General features: G+C 63.7%; 29 protein-coding genes and 1 tRNA gene. 12 read left to right on the forward strand and 18 right to left on the reverse strand.

Annotated elements, in window-relative coordinates:
• Positions 1-8 precede the first annotated feature (8 nt).
• Complete coding sequence (locus PE058_RS09010; RefSeq protein ID WP_020086760.1) at positions 9-755, reverse strand: ABC transporter permease; 747 nt, start codon at positions 753-755, stop codon at positions 9-11.
• A 3-nt stretch (positions 756-758) separates the two neighbouring features.
• On the reverse strand, positions 759-1,709 hold the full coding sequence (locus PE058_RS09015) for an ABC transporter ATP-binding protein (protein ID WP_271030386.1): 951 nt from the start codon (positions 1,707-1,709) through the stop codon (positions 759-761).
• A gap of 469 nt (positions 1,710-2,178) precedes the next feature.
• On the opposite strand from PE058_RS09015, the gene PE058_RS09020 reads away from it, so the two are divergent.
• On the forward strand, positions 2,179-2,949 hold the full coding sequence (locus PE058_RS09020; protein ID WP_271030387.1) for a hypothetical protein: 771 nt from the start codon (positions 2,179-2,181) through the stop codon (positions 2,947-2,949).
• Between the two features lie 87 nt (positions 2,950-3,036).
• On the forward strand, positions 3,037-3,864 hold the full coding sequence (locus PE058_RS09025) for an SDH family Clp fold serine proteinase (RefSeq protein WP_020086757.1): 828 nt from the start codon (positions 3,037-3,039) through the stop codon (positions 3,862-3,864).
• Between the two features lie 42 nt (positions 3,865-3,906).
• Here the strand turns inward: PE058_RS09025 and PE058_RS09030 are convergent.
• The 3 genes from PE058_RS09030 to mnmA form a co-directional block, all read right to left on the reverse strand.
• Positions 3,907-3,983, reverse strand: a tRNA-Met gene (locus tag PE058_RS09030).
• Positions 3,984-4,141: 158 nt separating this feature from the next.
• Complete coding sequence (locus tag PE058_RS09035) at positions 4,142-4,873, reverse strand: class I SAM-dependent methyltransferase (protein WP_156827473.1); 732 nt, start codon at positions 4,871-4,873, stop codon at positions 4,142-4,144.
• 71 nt (positions 4,874-4,944) lie between these two features.
• Entirely contained in the window at positions 4,945-6,120 is a 1,176-nt protein-coding gene (mnmA, locus tag PE058_RS09040; RefSeq protein WP_020086755.1) for a tRNA 2-thiouridine(34) synthase MnmA, read from the reverse strand.
• A 273-nt stretch (positions 6,121-6,393) separates the two neighbouring features.
• On the opposite strand from mnmA, the gene sciP reads away from it, so the two are divergent.
• Complete coding sequence (gene sciP / locus PE058_RS09045; protein ID WP_026868147.1) at positions 6,394-6,672, forward strand: CtrA inhibitor SciP; 279 nt, start codon at positions 6,394-6,396, stop codon at positions 6,670-6,672.
• Positions 6,673-6,796: 124 nt separating this feature from the next.
• On the opposite strand, the gene PE058_RS09050 is transcribed toward sciP, so the two are convergent.
• Positions 6,797-7,420 carry a hypothetical protein gene (locus tag PE058_RS09050; RefSeq protein ID WP_271030388.1) on the reverse strand — a complete coding sequence of 208 codons (624 nt, stop codon included), beginning with the start codon at positions 7,418-7,420 and terminating at the stop codon, positions 6,797-6,799.
• A gap of 352 nt (positions 7,421-7,772) precedes the next feature.
• Complete coding sequence (locus PE058_RS09055; protein WP_020086751.1) at positions 7,773-8,153, reverse strand: hypothetical protein; 381 nt, start codon at positions 8,151-8,153, stop codon at positions 7,773-7,775.
• A 631-nt stretch (positions 8,154-8,784) separates the two neighbouring features.
• On the opposite strand from PE058_RS09055, the gene ctrA reads away from it, so the two are divergent.
• Both ctrA and PE058_RS09065 read left to right on the forward strand, forming a co-directional pair.
• Complete coding sequence (gene ctrA / locus PE058_RS09060) at positions 8,785-9,480, forward strand: response regulator transcription factor CtrA (protein WP_020086750.1); 696 nt, start codon at positions 8,785-8,787, stop codon at positions 9,478-9,480.
• A gap of 479 nt (positions 9,481-9,959) precedes the next feature.
• Positions 9,960-12,461 carry a S8 family serine peptidase gene (locus PE058_RS09065; protein WP_271030389.1) on the forward strand — a complete coding sequence of 834 codons (2,502 nt, stop codon included), beginning with the start codon at positions 9,960-9,962 and terminating at the stop codon, positions 12,459-12,461.
• 109 nt (positions 12,462-12,570) lie between these two features.
• Here the strand turns inward: PE058_RS09065 and PE058_RS09070 are convergent, their stop codons facing one another.
• The 3 genes from PE058_RS09070 to PE058_RS09080 all read right to left on the reverse strand — a co-directional run bounded on the left by PE058_RS09070 (position 12,571) and on the right by PE058_RS09080 (position 14,429).
• Positions 12,571-13,410, reverse strand: coding sequence for a hypothetical protein (locus PE058_RS09070; protein WP_020086748.1), 840 nt, complete (start codon positions 13,408-13,410; stop codon positions 12,571-12,573).
• Position 13,411: 1 nt separating this feature from the next.
• Positions 13,412-13,945 carry an RNA polymerase sigma factor gene (locus PE058_RS09075; RefSeq protein WP_020086747.1) on the reverse strand — a complete coding sequence of 178 codons (534 nt, stop codon included), beginning with the start codon at positions 13,943-13,945 and terminating at the stop codon, positions 13,412-13,414.
• A 109-nt stretch (positions 13,946-14,054) separates the two neighbouring features.
• Positions 14,055-14,429 carry a hypothetical protein gene (locus PE058_RS09080; RefSeq protein ID WP_156827442.1) on the reverse strand — a complete coding sequence of 125 codons (375 nt, stop codon included), beginning with the start codon at positions 14,427-14,429 and terminating at the stop codon, positions 14,055-14,057.
• Positions 14,430-14,612: 183 nt separating this feature from the next.
• Here PE058_RS09080 and PE058_RS09085 point away from each other — a divergent pair, with 183 nt between their 5' ends.
• A complete protein-coding gene (locus PE058_RS09085; RefSeq protein WP_020086745.1) occupies positions 14,613-15,269 on the forward strand; it encodes an MBL fold metallo-hydrolase in 657 nt (218 codons plus the stop codon).
• Positions 15,270-15,298: 29 nt separating this feature from the next.
• Here the strand turns inward: PE058_RS09085 and PE058_RS09090 are convergent, their stop codons facing one another.
• The 3 genes from PE058_RS09090 to PE058_RS09100 all read right to left on the reverse strand — a co-directional run bounded on the left by PE058_RS09090 (position 15,299) and on the right by PE058_RS09100 (position 16,814).
• Positions 15,299-15,661: a hypothetical protein gene (locus PE058_RS09090; RefSeq protein WP_020086744.1), complete on the reverse strand. Its 363-nt coding sequence runs from the start codon at positions 15,659-15,661 to the stop codon at positions 15,299-15,301.
• 50 nt (positions 15,662-15,711) lie between these two features.
• Positions 15,712-16,197 carry a hypothetical protein gene (locus PE058_RS09095; protein WP_020086743.1) on the reverse strand — a complete coding sequence of 162 codons (486 nt, stop codon included), beginning with the start codon at positions 16,195-16,197 and terminating at the stop codon, positions 15,712-15,714.
• 227 nt (positions 16,198-16,424) lie between these two features.
• On the reverse strand, positions 16,425-16,814 hold the full coding sequence (locus PE058_RS09100; RefSeq protein WP_271030390.1) for a hypothetical protein: 390 nt from the start codon (positions 16,812-16,814) through the stop codon (positions 16,425-16,427).
• Between the two features lie 237 nt (positions 16,815-17,051).
• Here PE058_RS09100 and PE058_RS09105 point away from each other — a divergent pair, with 237 nt between their 5' ends.
• Complete coding sequence (locus tag PE058_RS09105; protein ID WP_020086741.1) at positions 17,052-17,567, forward strand: DUF3617 domain-containing protein; 516 nt, start codon at positions 17,052-17,054, stop codon at positions 17,565-17,567.
• Positions 17,568-17,648: 81 nt separating this feature from the next.
• On the opposite strand, the gene PE058_RS09110 is transcribed toward PE058_RS09105, so the two are convergent.
• The 3 genes from PE058_RS09110 to PE058_RS09120 form a co-directional block, all read right to left on the reverse strand.
• The gene (locus PE058_RS09110; RefSeq protein ID WP_271030391.1) at positions 17,649-17,915 is read right to left on the reverse strand and encodes a glycosyl hydrolase family 5; all 267 of its coding nucleotides are present in this window, start codon (positions 17,913-17,915) and stop codon (positions 17,649-17,651) included.
• Positions 17,916-18,072: 157 nt separating this feature from the next.
• Positions 18,073-18,402 carry a ribosomal protein L7/L12 gene (locus PE058_RS09115; RefSeq protein ID WP_271030392.1) on the reverse strand — a complete coding sequence of 110 codons (330 nt, stop codon included), beginning with the start codon at positions 18,400-18,402 and terminating at the stop codon, positions 18,073-18,075.
• 78 nt (positions 18,403-18,480) lie between these two features.
• Positions 18,481-19,890: a phenylacetate--CoA ligase family protein gene (locus PE058_RS09120; RefSeq protein WP_020086738.1), complete on the reverse strand. Its 1,410-nt coding sequence runs from the start codon at positions 19,888-19,890 to the stop codon at positions 18,481-18,483.
• 226 nt (positions 19,891-20,116) lie between these two features.
• Between PE058_RS09120 and PE058_RS09125 the strand changes: the two genes are divergently transcribed.
• The 4 genes from PE058_RS09125 to PE058_RS09140 all read left to right on the forward strand — a co-directional run bounded on the left by PE058_RS09125 (position 20,117) and on the right by PE058_RS09140 (position 22,220).
• Positions 20,117-20,587, forward strand: a complete 471-nt coding sequence (locus PE058_RS09125; RefSeq protein WP_020086737.1) for a DoxX family protein — start codon at positions 20,117-20,119, stop codon at positions 20,585-20,587.
• A 136-nt stretch (positions 20,588-20,723) separates the two neighbouring features.
• Complete coding sequence (pqqA, locus tag PE058_RS09130) at positions 20,724-20,813, forward strand: pyrroloquinoline quinone precursor peptide PqqA (RefSeq protein ID WP_020086736.1); 90 nt, start codon at positions 20,724-20,726, stop codon at positions 20,811-20,813.
• Positions 20,814-20,897: 84 nt separating this feature from the next.
• On the forward strand, positions 20,898-21,170 hold the full coding sequence (locus PE058_RS09135) for a PepSY domain-containing protein (RefSeq protein WP_271030393.1): 273 nt from the start codon (positions 20,898-20,900) through the stop codon (positions 21,168-21,170).
• Between the two features lie 177 nt (positions 21,171-21,347).
• A complete protein-coding gene (locus tag PE058_RS09140) occupies positions 21,348-22,220 on the forward strand; it encodes an aldo/keto reductase (RefSeq protein ID WP_020086734.1) in 873 nt (290 codons plus the stop codon).
• Between the two features lie 27 nt (positions 22,221-22,247).
• On the opposite strand, the gene PE058_RS09145 is transcribed toward PE058_RS09140, so the two are convergent.
• Both PE058_RS09145 and PE058_RS09150 read right to left on the reverse strand, forming a co-directional pair.
• Positions 22,248-22,940 (reverse strand): hypothetical protein, encoded by a 693-nt coding sequence (locus PE058_RS09145; RefSeq protein WP_271030394.1) that lies wholly within the window; start codon positions 22,938-22,940, stop codon positions 22,248-22,250.
• 135 nt (positions 22,941-23,075) lie between these two features.
• Positions 23,076-23,384 carry a hypothetical protein gene (locus tag PE058_RS09150; RefSeq protein WP_026868146.1) on the reverse strand — a complete coding sequence of 103 codons (309 nt, stop codon included), beginning with the start codon at positions 23,382-23,384 and terminating at the stop codon, positions 23,076-23,078.
• Positions 23,385-23,577: 193 nt separating this feature from the next.
• Between PE058_RS09150 and PE058_RS09155 the strand changes: the two genes are divergently transcribed.
• Positions 23,578-23,988, forward strand: coding sequence for a hypothetical protein (locus PE058_RS09155; RefSeq protein ID WP_271030395.1), 411 nt, complete (start codon positions 23,578-23,580; stop codon positions 23,986-23,988).
• Positions 23,989-23,993: the final 5 nt, after the last annotated feature.

The raw sequence follows: 23,993 nt of genomic DNA on the forward strand, positions 1-23,993 counted from the left end.
GCGAGCCCTCAGGCGGATTTCTTCTGGCTGACGGCGATCGCGTTGGCGAACAACGCGAAGACGATGAGGGAGGCAAAGAAGACGATCGAGTCGAGCCCGATCACGCCGCGCGTGATCTCCTCGTAGTGGGAGAGAAAGCTCATGCTCGCCACGGCGTCGGAGACGATGCGTGGTGTCCAGCTCCGCAAGACGTTCTGCACCAGCTCCATGCCGCTGGTGAGGAACAGGAAGCAGATGGTGGCGGAGAGAATGAAGGCGATCACCTGGTTCTTGGTGAGGGCCGAGATGAACGAACCGATGGCGAGGAACGCACCCGCGACCAGGAAGCTTCCGATGTAGCTCGTGAGGATCACGCCGTTGTCCGGGTTGCCCAGAATGTTCACGGTGATCCACATCGGGAAGGTGAGGATCAGGGCGAGGCCGATGAAGGCCCAGGCGGCGGCGAACTTGCCGAGGATCGCTTCAGTCGGAGAGACGGGGAGGGTCATCAGCAACTCGATGGTGCCGCTCTTGCGCTCCTCCGCCCACAGCCGCATGGCGACGGCCGGCACGAGCAGAAGGTAAAGCCAGGGGTGGTAAGCGAAGAAGGCGAAGAGGTTTGCCTGCCCGCGCTCGAAGAAGCCGCCGATGTAGAAGGCGAAGGCGCCCGTCGCGGCGACGAAGATGGTGAGGAACACGGCTGCCAGCGGTGTCGCGAAATAGGCCGCGAACTCACGCCTGGCAATGATGTAGGCGGTTTTCAGGGTATCGCGCATGTTTCAAGCCTGCGTGGACGTTGTGATCTCGCGGAAGACGTCGTCGAGCTTGCCGCGCTCGACGTAGATTTCCTCGAAGGACAAGGATTCGCGGCGAAGCAGGTCGCCGATGGCTTTGGCGGGCGCGGCATCGGCCTTGGGCAGCGCGCGGATGAGGCTGCGCCCGTCCGGCTCGGCCGTGGTCTCGACCCGCGCGACGGAGGCGAGATCGGCAAGCGTCTTGGCGATGCGCTCGGCATCTGCTTGCAGCACGCGTAGGGTGACAGCGCCGTGGGTGGGTGCGCGGCGCAGCAGATCCTCGGCCGTTCCGTCAGCGACGATGCGGCCTTTTGCGATAACCACCGCGCGTGTGCAGACTGCTTCCACCTCCTCCAGGATGTGCGTCGAGACGATGATGGCCTTATGCGGTGCCATCTCGCGGATCAACTCGCGGACGTGATGCTTCTGATTGGGATCGAGGCCGTCGGTGGGCTCGTCCATGATGAGGACGGGGGGATCGTGCAGAATGGCCTGCGCGATGCCGACGCGGCGCTTGTAGCCTTTGGAGAGGGTTTCGATGCGCTGGTCGACGACGGAGTCGAGGCCGGCGCGGGAGATGGCCGCGATCACGCGGCTCTTGATGTCGTTGCCTTCGAAGCCCCGAATCTCGGCGATGAAGCGCAGGAATGTGGCGGGCGTCATGTCGCCGTAGGCGGGAGCGCCTTCCGGCAGATAGCCGAGCTTGGCCTTAGCGGCCTTCGGCTCTTCGAGCACGTCGTGCCCGCAGATGCGGGCTGAGCCCGCGTCGGGCTCCAGGAAGCCCGTGATCATCTTCATGGTGGTCGATTTGCCGGCGCCGTTGGGACCCAGAAAACCCAGCACCTCGCCTTTCTGCACGCTCAGCGAGATTCCGTCGACTGCGGTGATCGCGCCAAATGTCTTTCTGAGAGCCGTCGCTTCTATGAGCGCTGCCATGTCTGCAAGCCTCCCCGAAGGCATGTCCAAAGCCGACCGAGATCAGGTCGTGTCTGTTCGTTTTTGTCGTCCGGCCGTCTTCGATTGCGGCCTGCACTTAGCATGCTCGCGCGCCAAGGCCGCGCTCCGCGGTCACGGGCGGGCCGTCCCCTAGGGCAGCGGTGTGCGGCCCTCTGGTCACGCTGTCACATGCGAGCGCGAAATTAATTTGCCGCTCGCTCGATTCAAGAGGGAAGACGCTGAAAATGCTCGCCTTAAGAAAAGTTCATTTTCGTAAGGTTGGGTCGCGCCGATGCGGCTTCGGTGCGGCTTGCGCCGTGCGAAAGACGCGCGTGTTGCCGGCCTGCGCCGATCCTGTGCGGAATGCGTGGAAGGGGCGAAAGCAGGCTTGTTCCCCTGTCACAAATTTGCCATCCCATGCAATGCGTTCGGGGTGCGTTTCCATCCCGGCTTTTCATTGGATCGAGCCATGGCCGCTGCTTCTTCCGCGGGTGTCCTCACGCCGCCCCTGAACGTGATCCCTGCTCGCTCGTGGGCGCCGGATCGCTTGGACGCGTGGTGGTCGACCTACCTTCCGATTACGCTCGTCGTGGCGGTGGTGGCGATCTGGGCGGTGGCGCCAGAGTTCTACGTGAACCACGTGCTGCCGGAGGGCTTCGGCTTTCTCGAGTTGTCTCAATTCGTGCTGGCTGCCGCGGCGTCGGTGTTGTGCGCGCTCGCGTTGCGGTTCGATGTCGTGAAGGGCAGCCGGCTTCTTTGGATCGCGGTATTTTTCTTCGCGCTCGCGGCTTTCTACATCGCGGGTGAGGAGCACAGCTGGGGCCAGCACTTCTTCAACTGGAACACGCCCGCATACTGGTCGGAGATCAACCGGCAGCAGGAGACCAATCTCCACAACACCTCGCCCTGGTTCAACCAGCGGCCGAAGCTGCTGTTCGACAACGCCATGTTCATCGGCGGTCTTCTCATTCCTTTCGTTCAGCAGTGGACGGGCACTTTCCGCCAGCCGCTGCTCGCACTTCTGACGCCGCCGCTCGCCATTGCGCCCGCAGCTCTCATCGCGCTTTCCTTCAAGGTCGTGGACGATCTCGGCAAGGATGTTCTCGGCACGCCGCTGTTCACGCGGCCGAGCGAGGTGGTGGAGACGTTCCAGTATCTCTACATGTTCTACTACGTCCTCGTGCTCAGGCGGCGCCTCCTCGCGCTCGATGCGGCGGGCGTGAAGCGCGTGACGCTTTAATCGAGCCTGGAGCGGGGCTAAGCTCGCGGAACGGAACCGGGCACGGGACGTTGTTCCGCCGGCCGCATCACGCCGCGCGAGGGCTCCATGACGTTCGATTTCTCATCCCTGATCTGGGTGGCCATCATCGTCATGGCGCTCCAGCCTCTGTTTATGGGGCGCTGGTTCGCGGTGCGCCGCGCGCAGGCCATCGCCGCCATCGAGAAGGCGCACGGCACGCGCGTCATTACGATGATACATCGCCAGGAGCAGCGGCGTTTGTTCGGCTTCTCCGTTGCGCGCCATATCGATCTCGAGGACGCGCAGACCATCATCGCGGCTATCAAGGAAACGCCGGATACGGTGCCGATCGACCTTGTGCTCCATACGCCGGGCGGTCTGGTGCTCGCGGCGATGCAGATCGCGCGGGCGGTCGAAGCCCATCCCGCGAAGGTCACGGTTTACGTTCCGGTCTATGCGATGTCGGGCGGCACGCTGATCGCGCTCGCGGCGGACGAGATCGTGCTGGGGGAATTTTCCGTGCTGGGGCCGATCGATCCGCAGATCCTGGGACTTCCGGCGGCGAGCATCGTCAAGGCACGGGATTCGAAGCCGGTCTCGGACGTGATGGACCTCACGCTCGTGCTCGCGGACGTGAGCGAGAAGGCTCTCGCGCAGGTGAAGCGTGGCGCGGTGGAGATCTTGACGCCGCGCCTCGACCAGGCGGCGGCGGAAGCCATCGCCGACAAGCTGGCAGGCGGGCATTGGACGCACGACTATGCGCTGACGGCTACAGAGGCGCAGTCTCTCGGCCTGCCGGTCAAGGTCGCCATGCCGACCGTGGTGATGGATCTGATGAAGCTCTACCCGCAGCCCATCCAGCAGTCGGGCGTCGAGTTCCTGCCGATCGAGCTTCCGCGGCGGCCGCGGGTGTGATGCGGGCTGGCCGGAGCCTTCGATCGGATTTTCGGATGAAGTTGGTAGCGGGAGGCGGACTTGAACCGCCGACCTACGGATTATGAGACCGTCGCTCTAACCACCTGAGCTATCCCGCCGGACATGCGCGCCTCCGTTCGGGGAGGGCGATGCGTTCCGCTTCGGACCCGAGGAGCCGAAGCGATGCTGGTCTATAGGAATCGGCGGGCTCGGCGTCAAGCGCCACCCGCGCCGTATCATTATTTCTTGGGTCTTTGGGCCGTCGAGAGGCGGATTTTTACTCCGCCGCGACCGGCTGAAGGCTGTGCTCGGCCTTTTTCTTGAAGCGCATCATCGTGAAGATGCCCCACGGACGCAGCGCCTTGCGCTCGCTCAGGACCAAGTCGTCGCAAACCATGACGCGCGACTGATCGAAGACGGAGCGCCAGCCGATGATCTCTGCGAAGGGTGCCATGCGGCGCTCGACCCAGCCGCGCACGCCTTCGGTCTGGCTGAAGTGGTTGACGATCAGCACCTCGCCGCCCGGCTTGGTGACGCGCGCCAGCTCCCGCATGACTTTCTCGGGCTCGGGCACGACCGTCATCACGAACATGGCTGTGACGATGTCGAAGGAGTTGTCGGGGAATTTGAGGTCGCCGGCGTCCATTTCATGAAGGCCGGTGACGTGATCGAGGCGCTCGCTGGCGACGCGCTCGCGCGCCTTGTCGAGCATATCAGGAGAGAGGTCGATGCCGACGATCTCGAGGTGGCGGCCGTAGTCCGCGAGGGCGAGGCCGGTGCCCACGCCGACCTCGAGAACACGGCCCTGATCGAGGCTGGAGTTGATCACCTCGGCGGCGTGCTTGCGTCCTTCGGTGGAGACGCGGCCGAACGTATGGTCGTAGATCGGTGCCCATCTGCGATAGGCCACCTTGACGACGTCTTCCTCGATGCGCCCAATGCCGACAATGCGGCCATTGCTGCGCTCGAGGTCTTCTACACGCAAACGGGGCTTTGCCTCGGTCTTCATCTTCTGCACGCGGTTCTCTCCCCCGAAAGTCATATCCAAGATAACGACTTCGGAAACTTCAGTCGCCCGCCTTAGGCAGACGATTCCAGCCAATCCATATTATCGGCCTTCACGGCCTCTGCAATCCATCCGCCGCCCAATACACGGGCTTCGGTCGATCCATCGGCATAAAGCACACAGGCCTGACCGGCCGCTGCTCCATGCTCTCCGTCGCGCAACGTGACTTTCACAGCCCCGTCAGCGCCTTTGGAGACCGTTGCCGGCTGGGGCGCCTGAGACGAGCGGATCCGCGCATAGACTTCCGCTCCCTGACCGGAGACGGCTTCATCCAAGGTGCCGTCGCCGAGCCAGTTGACGTTTCTAAGAATAAGAGTGCGCGTATGCAAGAAGGCACGTGGTCCCACCACCACCTCGTTGCGTTTGGCATTCAGGCTCAAGACGTAAAGCGGCTCGGCGGAGGCGATCTTCAAGCCGCGCCGCTGGCCGATTGTGTAGTTCACGATGCCTTCGTGGCGGCCGAGGCGGCGGCCGTCGATGTGAACGATGTCGCCCGCGTGCAGCGCGCCCGGCTTCAGCTTCTCGATGACGTCGCTGTAGCGGCCCTTCGGCACGAAGCAGATGTCCTGGCTGTCCGACTTGTCGGCGACCAGGAGTCCGAGATCGTGCGCGATCGCGCGCACGTCGTTTTTCACCATTCCGCCCAAGGGGAACCACAGGCTCGCGAGTTGCTCGCGGGTGGTCGCGAAAAGGAAGTAGCTCTGATCGCGGTCGGTGTCGGCTGCGCGGAAGAGGGCGGGCCCGTCGCGGCCCTGGCCGCGCTGGACGTAGTGGCCGGTGGCAAGCAGGTCCGCGCCGAGATCACGTGCAGTATCCAGGAGATCGTTGAACTTGATCTTCTGATTGCAGGTGACGCAGGGGATCGGCGTTTCGCCCGCGATATAGCTTTCGGCGAACGATTTCATCACGGCGTCCGAGAAGCGCTTCTCGTAGTCCAGCACATAATGGGGAATGCCGAGCTTCTGCGCGACGCGGCGCGCGTCCTCCACGTCCTGGCCCGCGCAGCAGGAGCCCTTGCGGCCGACCGCTTCTCCATGATCGTACAATTGAAGTGTGATGCCGATCACATCGTGTCCGGACTGGGCGAGGAGGCCCGCGACCACAGAGGAATCCACGCCGCCCGACATGGCGACGACCACGCGCTTGCGCTTGCCGTCTCCGATTGGCGTTTCAAGGGATGGCGCTGGCACGTCGGTATGTCTCGTCAAATGGGCGGCTCTCGGGGGCCAAACAACAAAATCGGCGCTTCGCGGTCTTCCGCGGCGCCTCCATACCGGCGGCATGATAACGGGCAGTCCGTGCCCTATGCAAGCCGGCTTCCGGAGGGGTGTTCGCCGTCAACCATAAAGTTGGCGTTTGCGTGATTTCGTACAGTGTTTTATGGTATGTTTACTCAATGGCTTAGGCCATGTTTAACAGAAATAGGTTAGCTTCAAGGCTGGTCAGTAGCAGTATTGAGTATCATGACCGAACATCAGATGAGAGCGCGTGTGCGCTATGTTATCGGCCCCGATGGGAGTCCGTTGACCGTTGCCGATCTCCCCCCGCGGGACACGAAGCGCTGGGTCATCCGCCGTAAGGCGGAGGTCGTGGCGGCCGTGCGTGGCGGTCTCCTCAGTATCGAGGAGGCTTGCGAGCGGTACAAACTGACCGTGGACGAGTTCCTGTCCTGGCAGCGTTCGATCGACAAGCACGGGCTTCCCGGGCTGCGGGCGACCCGTATTCAGGACTACCGGAGCTAAAAGCGCGCCCGGTACTGGCCAGTTTGCGTTCGCCGGCGGGAGCCGGCGCGCGCTACATGGCGCTAGTGCGCATCGAGCAACGATGGAAATGCTCAAGCCGTGGTAGGGCTTTAGAGGCCTGATCCTACGGCTTTTTGCTTTTTTCCTTCTTCTTGCCATCGGCTTTTGTGTCGACGACCTGCTCGGCGGACCACCCCGCCGTGACGGGAGGTGTGCCGCATCCGGCTTCGTCTGCCGACCAGCGCTCTACGTCCTCTTTAAGGCGCAGAGCGAGGGGCTCGGAAAGCCGCACGTTCTCGATCTCGACCTTGGTCTTGCCGTCAGACGGGTAAATCCCGATCCGGTAGGCGCGGATGGATCGCGGATCCTCGGCTGCTGCGTCGCGGGTCAGGATCTTGATCTCCGAGCTGCCGCCCTTGGAGGCTGGCTCGGCGTCTGCGTGGTAAATGTAGCCGCCTTTCAGGGGCCCGGCGGCGCCGAACCAGCATGTGAGCACGCCCCGGGCGATGCGGGTGTAGACCTCGGTCGGCGTTCCGACGACCAGGTCCTTAGGCATCAGGAAGGCCTTAAGTTTCGAGGTGGCGCTGTCCTGTTCCGGGATAGCCTCGGCCGTCGCGCTTGTTTCAGCGGGTGGGCTCGTCTCACCGGGGGACGGCAGGCTGAGGACCGGGGCGGTGCCCGAGCAGCCCCCGGTTAGCCCTGCCAGCATCAGCGCGACGACCGCGTGGACTCGGTGCTTCCGCTGCATTGGTTCGTCCGGCGCACACCATTCGCGGGCCGACCGGCGCGAGTGTGCTGCTGCTCCCTGGCATCAAGCGACGTGGGCAGATTCTCAGCCCTTCGCGGAGCGATTGACACGGGAAAAGGGCGAACGCAAGTCGGCGACGCGCTGGGTTGCGGCGACGGTGTGGATGGAAGCGGCGGCCACGGCGCGCAGCCGGGCTGCCGGAAAGCCGGGCGCGCGCCGGCTGAAGCGCGCCTCGCAAACGGGTGTGGTGCAAGCGCGACTGGGTCCGTCGCGGGGAGATCGCGCTCCATCCAAGGCTTTGATCAAGCCTGAATTTTCACCTCGGGCACATGGGTCCGAGGTGTGTTGGGCGTCAGCGGAGGGCAATCCCCGCGGAGCGCTCGTGGCGACGGCGGGAGCGGCCCACCTCGCGCGGCTCATCCGCACTTACGCGGGCAAGCTGCTGTTTTGTCTCGTCAAAATCCTGCTGTGCCGCATCGAGCTTCTGGCGCAGACCTGCAATCGAGGCGCGCAGATTATCGCGTCTCTGGCTCGCGGATTTGGCGAAGGTCGAATAGGCGAAATGCTTGGCGTCCTTGACGCCGGTGCGGTCCTCCTCGGCCTGGATCTGCCGGTCCAGGTCGGAGGCGATATTTTCGAACTCGCGGATCATCTGCTCGAGATCGGCGACCTTACGGGCCCTTTCATCCATCTCGAAGCGCTTCAGCCTGAGCGCCGTTTCGCGTGCCTTCATCGTCCGTTACCCCTACTCAAGAACACCTGGGGCTCGCTTCTCAAGAAGCATGCCATCCGGCTTGCCCCTCTGAAAACGGCCCTCGTGTCCCTTACAACCTGCCCGTCCCGACGGTGGACGAAGCCTTAAATTACCGGGGGCCCGCATCCCCGGATGGTTTACCGTGCCACACTCTAATTAAGTTGCGGTAAAGCAACGCCCTACCGTTCTTTATTAAGTCTTTGGGTTGCGCTGCGACTGTAGTTGTTTTCGGGCTCTAGGGCTAGTCGGCGAATTCTGTTACCTCTTGATTCGTGTCATTCGGGTGCAGTTTTCCGGCCAACGCTCTCCACCCCTCCGGGGGTGGCGGTCTCACGGTCCCGGACCCGGGACACCCAGGGGGGGATCTAGTTCTGCAATTTCTGGTTTAGTGGCGCGCCGAAGGTGTTCGGAGCGAGCGGATGCTTGTTGTCTCAAATGGGTTAAAATGAGCCACCTGCTCGCTATCGTGTTTCGAAACGGAAATTAGGATTTGTTAACCTGTCATTGTTACTTTTGTAATGAAAGTTAGCGTTAGGTTGTTCGGATCGCGGTAGCGTTCTTTTAAGATTGGCGGCGCGCCTTGTGATGGGGCAAGGAAGAGGGAATTGGCATGCGGGTCCTTCTGATCGAGGACGATAGCGCGACTGCGCAGAGCATCGAACTGATGCTTCAGTCCGAAGGTTTTAATATTTATACGACCGATCTCGGCGAAGAGGGCGTCGATCTCGGCAAGCTCTACGACTACGACATCATCCTTCTCGATCTCAACTTGCCGGACATGAGCGGCTATGAGGTCTTGAAGATGCTCCGTGTCGCGAAGGTGCAGACGCCGATCCTCATTCTCTCTGGCCTGGCACAGATCGAGGATAAGGTTCGCGGTCTCGGCTTCGGTGCTGACGACTACATGACGAAGCCGTTCCACAAGGACGAACTCGTCGCACGCATTCACGCCATCGTGCGTCGTTCGAAAGGACACGCACAGTCGGTCATCGAGACGGGCGACCTACGGGTCAATCTCGATACCAAGACGGTCGAGGTCAACGGGCAGCGGGTGCACCTCACCGGCAAGGAATACCAGATGCTCGAGCTGCTCTCGCTGCGCAAGGGCACCACGCTCACCAAGGAGATGTTCCTCAATCATCTCTACGGCGGCATGGACGAGCCGGAGCTCAAGATCATCGACGTGTTCATCTGCAAGCTGCGCAAGAAGCTGCAGGTGGCGACCGGCGGACAGCACTACATCGAGACGGTCTGGGGACGCGGCTACGTGCTGCGCAACCCGGGCGACGAGATTGCCGCCGCCTGATTTGAAGAGGCGTATGCCTCCTCGCCGAAAGATTTTCGAAAATTTTAAAGATGGGGCCTTTGTGGGGCCCCATTTTTGTTTTCATACTTTCGTTCTATCGGCTCCGCAAAGCGTGTGTCCGTTTGAAATCATCCCCCGGGTCTTTGCGTCTCGTGATAGCGCCATTTGGTATGCGTGCGCGCGTTCGCATGTTACCGCTCATCGGTGCTTCGCACTTTTCACACGTTGGAGCATAGCGCGCGCCTCCAACTTCCTGCGGTTGTGAACGTGGTGAGCCTGCGTTTTCGGGCTTTTGTTCGAGCCGCGATTCATGCAGTTAAATTTTTATGTTTTTCGGGTGTGGCCGCATGGGCGTCGTTTTTAGCGGCGAACGTTTGAGGGGCAGTTAGATGTGGACAACCCATGATGACCTTCTTTTCTGCTTTGAGGTCTCCCGCCACACTCCCTGATGGGGGCGTGTGCGTCGGGATCTGTTCAAGATGACAATTTTCGCGTTCGCTTGGCGGGCATCCGTGGCTGCGGTTCGGAGGCACCCTCTTCCGATCGCGCGCCGGGGAGGCGTGCGTCTGATCGCGCTCTGCGCCGTCGTGACGGCGATGCTGTTCAGTCCCGGCGTTATCGCCAAGAGCCGTGACAACTCTTGGCAGCGTGACAATTCCTGGCAAGCCGATTTCGAGCGCCAGCGCAAGGAGTACGAGCGCGCGCAGCAGGCTGCGATCAAGGCCGCACAGGAAGCACAGAAGGCTGCCGAACGCGCCGCGCAAAAGATGCAGGCGGAACTCGAGCGCCAGCAGCGCATTGCGCAGGAGCGCGCCATGCGGGAGGCCGAGAAGGCGCGCCAGGCCGCGATCAAGGAAGCCGAGCGCGCTGCGCAGCAGGCGGCGCGGGAAGCGAAGCAGCAGCAGCAACAGCAACTGGCCATTCAGAAAGCCAACGCGCTCGCCGCGCAGAAGGCCGCTGCATCTCAGAGCAGCAGCGCCTCGATCAGAGCCACGCAGCCGCAACAACAGCAGCAGCAAGGTGACAGCGGCTCGGGTAGCAACGTGCCCAGCAGGAACAAAGCCGTGCGCGAGGCCGACATCGATGACGGGATGGATAACGGCGACAGCGACCTCGACGACTTCGACCCCGATCTGAACGATGCGCAGCGTCACGTTCGCGAGATGGAAAAGGCCCATCAGCGCGAGTTGATGCGCGCAGCACAGCAACAGCAGGCGCGTCTGCGTCGCGAAGCCGAGCGTGCGCAGCGCATTCGGGAACGATCCATCAATCGTCCGGACTTGAAGCCGCCCCCGCCCGCGCCGCCGCCCATTCCCGTGAAGGCGCTCCCGAAGCCGGACAGCGCTCCGCCGCCGCCACCGGTCACAGCCGGTAACGATAAGCCGGCGAAGCCTGTGCCGGTTGCTTTGCCGGGTGATGGCGTCAAGACGGAAGACCTTTCTTCTCGCGTGGCGCGCCACCGGGACAAATGGCTCGACGAATATCAGCGCCGGTCGTCTGGTCTCGGCATGGGGCCGGGCGCGATCAAGGGGACGCTCGATCCGAAGGGTGGAGCCAATAAAGCCGACGGTGCGACCGTCGTACCGGACCCCGGCGGTCATGGCCCGGCCAAGCCGGCAACGGACCGCGGCCCGGGCCGGCGGGATGCCGACAAGGCTACAGGTGCGAATGACGTTGCCATGCCGTCGCCGGGCGGTACGTTCGCCGGCAAGGATCGCGGCGCTGAAATGCCCCCTGAGGTGTTCGAGAAGGCGCGTGAGGAGGAGTTGCTCGTCACCGAGATCTCGCCCGCCGACGTGGAGAAGGCGAAGGAGCACGGCTTCGTGCTCGATACGCCGACGGTGCTCAACGGAACGGGCACCAAGGTGCAGCGTCTCAGAGGTCCCACGGGTTTCAATCGCGACGAGGCGGAGCGCGAGCTTCACAAGGTTTTGCCGTTTGTCTCGGTTACTCCGAACTTTGCCTACAACATCTTCGTTGGCTCGCTGGGTGAGACCGACAGCGCGGCTGGGCTTGGCCCCGGCATCGACAGGCGCAAGGTGGCTCCGGCGTCGCCGCAGCCGTGCCCGCACAACACCTGCTTCGGAAGCGATCTCATCAAGTGGAAGAGCACGCTCGGCTCATGCGCGAAGGGTGTGAGGATCGGCGTCATCGACACGTCGTTCGATCTCAGCCATCCCGCATTGAAGAACATCAAGGCAGAGCAAGGGGAGTTCCTGGACGGTCAGCAGCCGTCGCCCTACGACTGGCACGGAACGGCAGTGCTCTCTCTGCTCGCAGGCGATCCGGGTAGCGGAACGCCGGGACTGGTGCCGGATGCCACGTTCCTGCTTGCGACTGCGTTCCGCAGCGATGCCGCCGGCAATGCTTCGACGGACACCGTGCGCCTGCTCGCTGCGCTCTCTTGGCTCGAGCAGCTCGACGTGGACATTGTCAACATGAGCTTCTCCGGTCCGCAGGATCCGGCCTTCTCGCGCGCTATCGAGCGGATGAGCAAGAAGGGTGTGGTGTTCATCGCGGCCGCAGGCAACATGGGCCCAACGGCTGCGCCGAGCTATCCCGCTGCTTATCCGAGCGTGGTTGCGGTGACGGCGGTCAACCGCAACGGGGACAACTACCGCAGCGCCAATCGCGGCAACTACATCGATGTCTCGGCGCCTGGAGTCGACATTCTGACGGCGTTGCCGGAGGCGAAGCAGGGCTACCGCACGGGCACGTCGTTCGCTGTGCCGTTCGTGACGGCGATCTTCGCGACGCGTGGTGGCGATGCGACGGCGGCTGGGGCGAAGGCGCAGCTTCTGCAGCAGGTTTCGACACGCGATCTCGGGCCGCCTGGACGCGATCCCATCTACGGCTCGGGTCTCGCGCTCGCGCCTCAGCGCTGCGAGGGCGGCGCCGGTGCGGTCGCGCGCAACGTTCCGGCCGTTCCCTCTCACGATAGCTGGTCGACGACGTTCGTGCGCGCGGGCGCGGGCCCGTGAGGGCGTGGGCTAGGCTTTTCCGATCTTCGACGCGATGGCAAGCAGTGGCGCGCGCCGGCCAGTGAGGTCCGAAAGGCGCGGGGGCCCATCTGGCCTAGGGTGAGGGAGCCTATGGTGCGCCCGTGCTCGACACGTGCCAGCCGTTCTTGAGAAGCTTGCTCTCCTCGTCCGAACCAAAGGCGTCGCCCGCAATCAGCGTTTCGACCAGCGCATCCACGGCCGGGACATTTCCGGCGGTTGCCGTCTGGTACGAGCCGGACGTCGTCGTGCCGGTCTGCTTCGGCGTCTCCACATGGATCGCGACGCGCCACGTGCCGTCGACAGTGCGGCAGGCGAGGCCCGCGAAGTCCGGCCCCGACGTGGCGCCCGCGATGCGATATTCCCGGCACACGCCGTTGTTTTGCGTGCGGAACGACAGCACCGGCACGATGGAAGCGCCGGATGCGCTGGTTTGCGAGACGGTTCCGCTCGCGCTCGTCTCGAGGGCGTGGGCCAGCGCGCCGGAAGCGTCGAGGCCGAGCCCTTTGTCAGAGGCTGCAACCAGCGAGGAGGACGGTTTGCCGGTGTGTCCCGCGAGCCATCCTGCCGTGGCGCCAGCCGTGAGCAAGAGAGCGGCACTCATGGCCGTCGCGTAGGAAAATCCGTGCGGGAATAGGGCGGCCGCAGCCGTATCCATGGCGCTGCGGATGCGATCTCCGAGCGACACGGCCCGTGGCTGCGCCTTGGGAATGGGGGCGCGCGCAATGGCTGCGATCAGCCGATCTGGAACCGGCTCGTGCAGCGTATGCTGGAATGCGGTCGCGAGGCGCGTGCGGGTCTGCACGAACGGCTCCAGCCGCGAGCGCAGCTCCCCATCCTGATTGATGAGATTTTCGAGGGCCTTCGTCTCCTCCGGCGTCAACTCGCCGTCGGCGTAGGCCATCAGCATTTCGTCGGGTACCGGGATCATGTCAGCGCTCCCGGGTTGTTGCGGGAATGGGAACTGGGGCCGGCATCGGCCCCTCGGTGAGTGCGGCATAGAGAGCCTGCCGCGCGCGAGAGAGGCGGCTCATGACGGTGCCGATGGGAATATCCAAGATTCCAGCGGCCTCCTTGTAGGAAATTCCCTCGACGCAGACCATGGCGACCAAAACCTGCTGATCGGCTGGAAGGCGTGAGATTCCCTCTGAGACGGCTCTGAGCGTGAGCCGGCTTTCGGTGACGTTGCGGCCGTCTTCGCCGACTACGTTCTCGACCTCATCCAGCTGGTGCTGCTCGCCCCTGCTCTTGCGGCTGCGATGATGGTCTACCCAAATGTTCTGTGCGATACGGTACATCCAACTATCGAGACTCGTTCCGGGTTTCCATTGATCCAGGTGCGCGAGGGCGCGCTCGCACGTGTCCTGTACGAGGTCATCAGCCTTGTCTTTGTCGCCTGTCAGCGCGAGTGCAAACCGGCGCAGACGCGGCAGAAGTTCGATCATCCGCGACTGGATCTCATCCATCACGGCCCCCCTTCCGCGACTGTTGGATACAACGCAACCTCCCATAGGTTATTCCTGACAGAGGTGATTTTGGGGCGAGTGTTGCCCTGGGAGCGCGCTCTCCCCTGTTTCACCCTAAAAGCCGCCCTTCGAGCTGGATGATGCAGCTTTCGATATTGTGAAGAATTTCGTCGGCTTTTTCGACTTCACGCTCGAGCGCGTCGACGTCGGGCAGGGTTTCCCGCTTGCTGAACGCGCGGGAGACACGCCTCAGGGTGGCGAAAAGGCCGCGCTTTCTGGCTTCGCGCTCCGCGGCGGCTTCAGCCCGCTCGATGGTGCGGCGGGCACTGGCTTCCTGCTTGAGGATCCTGCGCTTCAGGAGCGCCAGCTCCTTCTTCTTGTGTCGGAGCTCCTTGATGGCGGCTTTGGCCTCCGCCTCGGACTTCACCTCGACCAGCACTTCGGTCCCGTCGATACGGGCGAAACGCATCTCTCTCAATTGCATGGGATTGCCTGGTGTCCCCCTCAGATACCATGCGGCGGACCCTACACGTTGCCGGTTGGCACGTCAGCATTCCTGCATTGCAGCCCCGGACGAGGCGACCGAAAACCGGTTCCCACTTTTCCGGAAGCGCTCTAAAGGTTCTACGGATGTTCGATCCCAACTCGCAAGGCGGCCTATTTCCACATGACGCAGTCCACCGGTGAAACAAAGACGCTTCGAGCGGCGATCCTGCCGGTGACGGCGTTCCAGCAGAATTGCACGCTGTTGTGGGACGACGTCACCAAGGTGGGAGCGGTGGTCGATCCGGGCGGTGATCTGGACGATGTGCAGAAGGCTATCGCCGAGCTCGGCATCAAGATCGAGAAAATCGTTCTTACCCACGGGCACATCGATCATGCCGGCGGCGCGAAGGCGCTTCGCGAGGCGCTCGGTGTCGAGATCGAGGGGCCGCACGTGGCCGACCGCTTCCTGCTCGACAATCTTGCGAAACAGGGAGCGGCCTACGGTATTCCCGCCGATCCCGTCACGCCCGATCGCTGGCTCGAGGAGGGCGAGACCGTCACCATCGCGGGGCATACGTTCGAGGTGCTGCATTGCCCCGGCCATTCGCCGGGCTCAGTCGTGTTCGTCAATCGCCCGCACCGGCTGATCCTGATGGGAGACGTGCTCTTCCGCGGCTCCATCGGGCGGACCGATTTTCCGTATGGCGATCACGCCGCGCTGATCAACGCGATCACGACCAAGCTTCTGCCGCTCGGCGACGAGTTCGCGTTCATCTGCGGGCACGGACCGACCAGCACGATCGGCGAGGAGCGCCGCAGTAATCCGTTTCTGACGTGACGATCAGCGAACGTTAGGCAGGCGGCGGCTCAGCGCGGATAGCGCAGCTCGAGGCAGCCGAAGATGCCGCATTCGTTGAGCGCGGTGCCGTAGCCGGTCAAGCGCCCGTCGTTCTCGGTGAGATCGACGGTCTCGACGCGCAGCGTCTCCGAGCAGCTTGCGCGGCAAGCGACCCAAGTGCCGCCGGGCAGACGAACTTCGTAGCCCGTGCGCGTGGTGCGGACGGGGCCGGTGACGGTGCCGTTTCCGTATCTGCTGACCGCCACGGCGACGTCACGCTCGGGCGGCGAACGCCAGCGTCCGGCTTCGGCCGGAAGCGTGGAGACCAGGACCGCCGGTGCCGCGCCGACGAGGGCCAGCGCGATGGCGGCGAAGGTGGATCTCTGCGTCATGATCTCGTGCTCCTCAAGCGTTGTGACGGGCGTGTCGCGCCGCCGCGGCCTCAGCCGTTTTTCGCGAACTGCAGGTTGACGCCCGTGAAGCCGGGGCCGCCCGTCGAAATGGATACCGTCTGGTTGCTGCCGGTCATGGAGACGGACATGGAGCCCGAAAGCGCGCCGGTAAATTTCAGATTGAAGCCGCTCGCCGTCTGCGTGCCGGATACGTTGCCCGTCTGGTTGAACTCGCGCTCCTCCCAGGTGCCGCTGATGCGGCCGCCGCTGGCCTTCAGGTTGGCGCGCATGTTGATCTTGAACGAGGCGTTGCCGCAGTTGATGGCCATGCCGAGGGCGTTGCCCGCCTTGGCATTGTAATAGCCCTTGCACTTCAGGCGCTCGGTTTTGCCGTTCTCCAGGCGCACACTGCCCGAGCCGCCCCAGGCGCCATCGAGTGCCGAGAAGGTCGCGTCGGCGGCATGGCCTTGAGCGACGGTCGCGGCCATTGCGATGGCGGCAGCAGAAACGGCGGCAAAACGAAAGCGAGTGAACACGTAGGCCTCCCCTGGGCATCTCCAGCACGGGGCGGGAGTGTCCGCTTAGCTTGTCAAAACAGTCTTATCATCGCTGATAAATTTTACGATGGCGCCGCTGCAACACATGGAATGCGTTGCAAACGGATTGATCGCGCTGATGCGAAACGCTTTCCCCGGCGAAATCGGGGCTGCGGCGCCTGCGCGCAAGGTCCGGCTTCCGGGAGCTTCGGGTATTTATCTGATTTTCATTGTTTTTTCTGCTCGACTAGGCCGGCGAGCGCGCTGCCCTCCGGGCCGATCTCGCGCAGGGCCGCACGGCAATTCCATTCATGCACGAGACGGCACTGGTTTGGCCCGCCCGGCTGGCGGCAGGCGTCGCGCCAAGCGTTGAAGATCTTGTCGGCCTCATCTTTGAATGCTTTGCGGTCGGCGCCGGAATATTTTTCGGCGAGGCGCGCGACCGCATCCGTGGTGCGCAGCAATCCGAAGCAGATGTGCTCAGCGCCTAGGGCCTGGCCATAGCGTGCCCCGGCCTCGCGAGGCGTGAGGCTCTGTTGCGTCCGGGCGGGTGAGGGCTTTTGCACTTCTGCGCCGGCTAAAGCCGGTGCTCCCATCGCGATCCATACCGTGACCAAGCCGACGGCTGGTGAGGCTCTCATTTTCCCTCTCCTTTGTTCTGCTTCGCTTCTCTACGCAGGGGAGGCGGTGCTGGATCGGGAAAATATGGACGTCTGTTGCGGGGTGATACTTCCCGTGACTTGGCAGTTCTTCCGATATTTGAGGGACAATCTCCAACTCTTTACTTGCACAGCGCCTGCCGGCGGCTATGGTCCGCGAAAAGAAACACTATAACGTTTTGGGAGGATGAGACGATGCGGTTGGCCTGGGTGCGCCTGGTGTTTGCGAGTGCAGGCGGATTGAGCGTCCTGTGTGGGGCGGCGGTCGCGGACGAGGTGCGGTTGCCCGAGCGCAAGGCCGGTCTGTGGGAGCTGACCACGACGATGGACGAGGGGTTGGGCCCCAAGGATCAGACCATGCAGCTTTGCGTCGATGCCGACATGGAGCGCGCCACCGTGGAGGCCAGTCTGCACGAGCACGACAAGCAGTGCTCGAAGTACGAGATCAAGAAAGAGGGCGACAAGACGATTGTCGACATGTCCTGCCAGTTCGCGAGCCGCCACGTGACGAGCCGCACAGAAATGGGCGGCGATTTCCAGTCTTCGCTCACGGTCAAGATCGAGAGCACCACCTCGGGCGATCAAAACGGGCAGACGGTGGCCGTGAAGCGCACCATCACGCAAAATGGCAAGTATCTCGGCGCCAGCTGCGGAGATCTGACGGGCGGCGAGGCGAAGGGACCGGATGGCACCAAGGTGATGGTGCAGTAAGTCAGTAAGGCAGAAGGTGGATATGAAAACAGCCGCGGGGTGCCGCGGCTGTTTCCTTGAGTGCGATTGCGCGCCGGGCTTCTACCAGCGGGCGCATCCGTGACGCATTACGCAGCGGCGGAAGCGCCACGAGCCCCAGCCAAAGCGGTCGGCGCACTCATGACGCACGATGCGGCAGCGGTTGGCGTGATGCCAACGGCGGTGGCCTACGTCTTGAAGCAGGCCGCCATCGGCGATGCGCGACTGCTGCGCGGCCGGCGCAGGCAACGAGGCGGCAGAGGCCGGATGGGGCGCGAAGGTGGCTGCCGCTGCCAGAACCGACGCGACGGCAAGAGCTTTCAGTTTCATTTCATTCTCCCTGGTGGTCGTCTTTGAGCCCCCGGCATGTGGGAGTTTTTTACGGTATTCAGGATGACAAAAAGACGGCACCCAGATGAATAAATACTCATCTGGCCTTGGAGTTGGCTGATCTCGACCGGCGGGGCGCGGTTTCGCCGTGCACTGGTCATGAGGCGCGTGCGCCGCGGCTCATCGAGGCTTCAATGTGCTCGACGAGGTCTTTTGCCTCGGTGAGGCCGATGCCGAGGGCGTGACGCACGTCGCGGATCGCCTCGATCTTCCGACCGCTGCCGAGCAGAAGGCGCACGTTGGCCTGCGTGTCAGCAGGCAGTGCGTCCAGAAGATCGGCCGAGGATTTCGCAGGCGCGGGCGAAGTCTCGATGTCCCGGCTCTGACGCGCGGCGCGCGCCGGCGCCGTCGCGCGGCCGACAATGAAGCCTGCGACGAAGAGCATGAGCATGGGGAGCAGCGTGTAGGCGGGGCTCAGTTCCGACATAAGCGACAATCCACGGGAGTGGCGAAGAGGGCGCATCTCAGCACCCGCGAGGGCGGGGCTGCATCGCCGTGTAATGGCTCAATCTTCGGGCACCATGGTGGCGTACTCGTTCTTTACCCGTGCGATTTTTCCGGATGGGCCGCGCGCGATCTCCGGCACGATCTCGATCTTGAGGTCGAAGGCGTTCTCCAGCCCCTCGGCCTTGACCTGCTCCATCACGACCTGGCGAATGCGATCGGCCGAGAGCTGCTGGCCGGATACCGGGACGGCCCGGATCTCGAAGTTTCTCGGGCCGGTTTGAACGACCTGGTGCTCGGCCAGCTCGAGCACGTGATGGAGGCCGGAGAGAAAGACATAGTAGGGCACCTCGCGCCGCTTGCCGCCGGTCTCGATCCAGAGACGATCCTTGGTGCGGCCGCTGACTTTCTCGATACGCGGCAGCGGGCTGCCGCACCGGCACGGCGACGCGCTCATCGTGACGCGGTCGTCGATCTCGTAGCGAATGATGGGCTGCACGCGATTGTAGAGGTTCGTGAGCAGCACTTTGCTTCCCTCCGTGCCGGGAGGAACAGGCTGTCCCTGGTCGTCCACCACCTCGAGGATCGCGAGATCCGCATTGAGGTGCGAGCCGCGCCCGGCGACGCATCCCGATGAGAGAACGAGGCACTCGCCCATGGCGTATTCGTCGGTGACGCGCGCCGCGAACACGCGCTCCAGGAAATCGCCCGCCTCGTTGGACAGCGGCTCGGCGACGTTGGTGATCTGCTGCAGACATCCGATCTCGCGCAGCCGCATGCGGCCCTCCGCCTCCTCGCGGCCGAAGGCTTCGAGCGCGCTCGCGTATCCGGTGATGAACTCGGGGCGGAAGCGCTCCAGCTTGCGGATGTTCCGCGCCATCGGGTCGGAGACGGTGAGGTGCAGGACCTTGAAGACGGGCGTCAGAAACTTCGGGAAGTAGGCGAACGCCGATGCGCTTGGATAGAAGCCCGGCTGCACGGTGAGGACGGCCATGCGCGCCGGGTTCAGGATGCGGCCGAGGTGGGGGAGGAAGCGGCGCTTGAGCTTGGTGCCGCGGGCGAACTGGACCGCGAACACCAGGTTGAGGGCATCGCGATCCTGCACGATGAGGGCGGGTTGGCCCTGGCTTCCCGAGGTGTGGCTCACGCCGTAGCGGCCGAGATAGAGCCGGCCGAGATTGCGCGGGTCGTCGACGAAGGCGGAGAGGTCCGCTTTCTTGATCCGGCGATCGGTGACCACGTCGTCGTAGTGCGCCATCATCTCCGATTTGGTCAGCGTCGGAAGGTCGGTCAGCGTGCAACGGGCAAGATCGAGGCCGGCGAACCGCCGCCGGTAGAAGGGGGAGTGCCGGGCCGCATAGGCGAGAAGCGCGCGAAGCCTCTCCTCGCGCTTGGCTTCGATCTGGGAGGCGTCCTTCCAGAATGGGTAGAGCGACTGCAGCGTGACGACGAAGCGAACGAGATCCAGCATCAGCGGGCTCCTCAGTGGCTCCCTCTCTGGTTAAAGCTCAATCGAGCATTCTGGTTGCATCGTGGCGATTGTTTGCCACAGCGAGGAGCGGGCGTGCGTGAAGGGCGGCGCCAAAGACCGAATGTGTCCGGCGGCTGAAACTTCCGGCTTCGCGGTCCGTATGCCTGCATGACAGGCGGACTACGGACCGCCTGTCATGCAACGCAAACGCGGACTGGAGGCTCCCATGCGGACGATTGTCGAATGGCTGATCGATATGCCGGAAAGGCTGTCGTCCGTGTTCCACTGGTTGCCACCTCTGTTCGCGCGCCTCGTCGTCGGCTGGGTGTTCATGTGGACGGGTTGGGCAAAGCTGAACAATCTTCCGCAGATGATCCAGAACTTCACCGAGTGGGGTATTCCCTATCCGGAGATCATGACGCCGTTCGTCTCCGGCGTCGAGTTCATCGGCGGACTTTTGCTTCTGCTCGGGCTTTTCACGCGCCTCGCCGCGACGCCCTTGGTGATCGTGATGGTCGTCGCCATCATCAGCGCGAAGCTCGATCAGATCGACTCGCTCGAGACGCTGCTCGGCTTCGAGGAGGTGGCGTACATGGCGCTTTTCGGCTGGCTGGCGGTGGCAGGGCCGGGCGCGGTGTCGCTTGACGCGCTGCTCCAACGCAGTGTGCCGCGCGGTAAACTGGTTCCTCACGCGTGATCACGATCCGCGTGTTTCCCCGCACCGTCCTGTGAATGGGAGTGATTGGTCCTCGGCGGGAAAGTTTCCTACATATCAGTCATCGAAGTGACGGCGACGCAAGCGATCCGCCGTCCAGGATATGAAGGAGAACCCAATGAAGATCTGGACCGCTCCCGAAGTGCGCGAGCAGAACGTCGGCCTCGAAGTCACGAGCTACCTGCCCGCAGACATCGACATCATCTAAGCGAGCCTCTCTCTGGCGACCGGCCGTGTCTCCCTGGCCGGCGCCGTTTCTCGCGCAACCGCAAAGTCCCCAAGAGGTAATCCAATGATCCGCACTCTTTCGTTGGCCGCGGCACTCGCCGCCGGCCTGAGCTTTCCTGCGCTTGCCGCTGAGACCTCCGGTCCCGTGGCGCACAACCTCTTCACCGAGGTTCAGGCTCGTCAGCATCTGATCCATCTCGGCTACACCAACGTTTCCGAGCTGACCAAAGACCAGGGCGGCAAGTGGGTGGGTACGGCCACCAAGGACGGGCAGGTGCGCGGCATTGCCGTGGACATCAAAGGGCCCGCCGCCCCGGCCAAGGCCGTGACCAACTAACTTCGCTCCCTTCCCTCGCGTTTTCCTCTCGGTGTCCGTTTCCCAACGGGCACCTTTTTTTGTCCCGCTTGTATGGGTGCGGTGCGCTGCCTAGATCAGGCCGGCGGGGTGGCGCCGTATTTGGTTGCGTCCATGGGGCCGCCGGCCCGCCATCATGAGCAATGGGGCACTTTCATCATGAGCACACCTTCCGCGGACCTTTCCGGCCGCTTCTCGATTGGCGGCGATCTTCCTGTGCGCCGTCTCGGCTTCGGCGCCATGCGCATCACGGGCGATGGCGTGTGGGGAGAGCCGGCCGATCCCGCGGAAGCGATGCGCACTCTAAAACGGCTTCCCGAGCTCGATGTCGATTTCATCGACACGGCGGACAGCTATGGCCCGGAGGTGAGCGAGCGGTTGATCCGGGAGGCGCTGCATCCCTACCCGCGCATCGTCGTCGCGACGAAGGGCGGGCTCGTGCGCCCCGCGCCGGGTCAATGGATTCCCGTGGGGCGCCCCGAGTATCTGCGCCAGCAGGTTCATCTGAGCCTGCGCCGCCTCGGCGTGGAGCGTATCGATCTCTGGCAGCTTCATCGCATCGATCCCAAGGTGCCGCGCGAGGAGCAGTTCGAGGTGATCCGCGACATGCAGAAGGAGGGGCTGATCCGGCACGTGGGGCTCAGCCAGGTGAGCGTCGGGGATATCGCGGCGGCGCAGAAAGTGCTGAAGATCGCGACCGTTCAGAACCTCTACAACCTCGCCGACCGCAGCAGCGAGGACGTGCTCGACTATTGCGAGGCGCAGGGGATCGGATTCATTCCGTGGTTTCCGCTGGCGTCCGGCTCGCTCGCCAAGTCGTCGGCACTTGCGCGCATTTCTGAGCGGCATGGCGCGGCGCCGAGCCAGATCGCGCTCGCGTGGCTTCTGCGGCGCAGCCGGGTGATGCTGCCCATTCCGGGCACGAGCAAGGTCAAGCACCTCGAGGAGAATGTCGCGGCGGCCGCCATCAAGCTCGGCGATACGGATTTCGCCGAGCTCAATGCACTCGGTAAGAAGAGCGCGCAGGTCTAGGCAGGTGCCGCCGCGCCGGGGTGCGGGTCACGATGCCCGTGCTGCCGCAACGGCGATGGCCGTGTACGAGGCGTTCGGCGGAAGATCCGCCGGCATGTCCGAATAGTCGATGCGGATGCGCTGCTGCGGCGCGCCGGATTGAGGTTGCGGCGCGTGCGCGGAGGCGGCGGCGATGGCTGCGTAGGACGTGGCAGCCTCGGGTTTTCTCTCGTTGACGCTACCGGCGGCGCACGGCGTGAACGGCTCACCCGCGAGCCCTTGCGCCGCGCGTGCGGCCGTTGCGACGGCGATGGCTGCATAGGAGGCGCCCGGCGAAACGCTCGTCGCTTCGCTGGAATAGTCGATGCGCTGCTGTTCTGCGGTTGCGGGCGGTGCAGGGCGTGGCCCGGCCTTCGCCGCTTCGACGGCGGCAATGAGCGTGTAAGAGGGTTGCGAGGCGGCCTGCGAAGACACGGCGGGTGCCGGAGCGGGCTGGGTGCGAGGCGGCTGGACGGATTGAGGCGCTGGGGCTGCAACCGGTGCCGGTGCCGATGATGGCGCGGGCGCGGCAGGTTTCGGTGCGGATGGCTGCGTTTGGGCGGTGAAAGCGGGCTGGTGTGGGGCGGCGGCTGTCGGCTGTTTTGCTGGCGTAAGACGCCGGATAACTATGGCCGCGAACGCAATGGCCGCGACCACCGCAATGAGAAAGGCGAGTGTCTGCTCCGGGCTGTACTGTCCCATAACCTTGGTTCCCCTTTTTGTGTCTCGGCTTGTCCTGGCAGCCTCGTGAACTGCTCCGCGCCGTGACTTTTCGGGGATCAGACTGCAATTGCGGTCTGGCCGGTATTGAACTTTTGGCCAGCGGATGCTCCCGGCCTACTCGCCGCGCGGGTTTGGAATGGCAGGCGCGAGCGGTCCCGGCGGGCTTCCGGGCGGCTTGTGAAGGAACGTCATGGTGAGGAAGGCGCCCGCCCAGGAGCCGATGGCGGCGAAGGCGATGTAGACCCAGTTGCTGGTGTAGGAGATGACGGCGAACGAGGAGAGCAGATACCAGAGGCTGCTCCAGTTTGCGGCCCATATGCGTCGCCGGGCAATGACAGAGGATGTGAACAGCACGTAGACCGCGTCGGTTGCGGCTGTGGCGATCGTGACGCCGATTGCCAGGAGAGGGTCGACTTCGGGGATCATAGCCTGCCTCGTTTCCCATCGTTTCGCGACGGGAGTGAGCGTGCTTCCGCGCCGAATTCTGATCAAGGTCTGACGATGGGGAGGGCTAATCGGGACCGCCGCGCGGTTTCCCCGGTGACAGGATCGGCTCCGGGAGTGTGGCAGTGTCGATCGCCAGCCTGCCTTCAGCGGGCGGCGACCAGGATTTGCCATGCCCCTCCGTCAGATCGTCAGGATTGCCGCCTCGCTGCATGTCGCGCTCGCTCTCGCGGGGCTCTATTACGCGCTCCGCATTCACAATTTCACGCCGGTTTCGGATCTGCCGAATACCGATTTCCTGGTGTTCTCCGCATTGGCGGCGCCGCCCGCGGTCGCGGCGTGGCTCGGTTTGCGTCTCGCGCGCGGGGCGGTGGCAGAGCGGCTGCTAGCCTTTGGCCAGGCGCTCGCGGCAACCATTTTTGCGGTGGCGTTCGCGCTGGTTCTCGGAAGCGACGAGCCCTTGGCGCCGCTGCTGCTGGTGCTCGCTACGTTGTGGCTCGCGGGCGGCTTCGCGCTTTTGCTGATTGCCGTTTGGTTGGCCGGACGATACGGCAGCAAGTCGGCTCGCGAGGTTAGTTCGTGATTTCT

Source organism: Hyphomicrobium sp. DMF-1 (assembly GCF_027886585.1).
Classification (GTDB): domain Bacteria; phylum Pseudomonadota; class Alphaproteobacteria; order Rhizobiales; family Hyphomicrobiaceae; genus Hyphomicrobium_C; species Hyphomicrobium_C zavarzinii.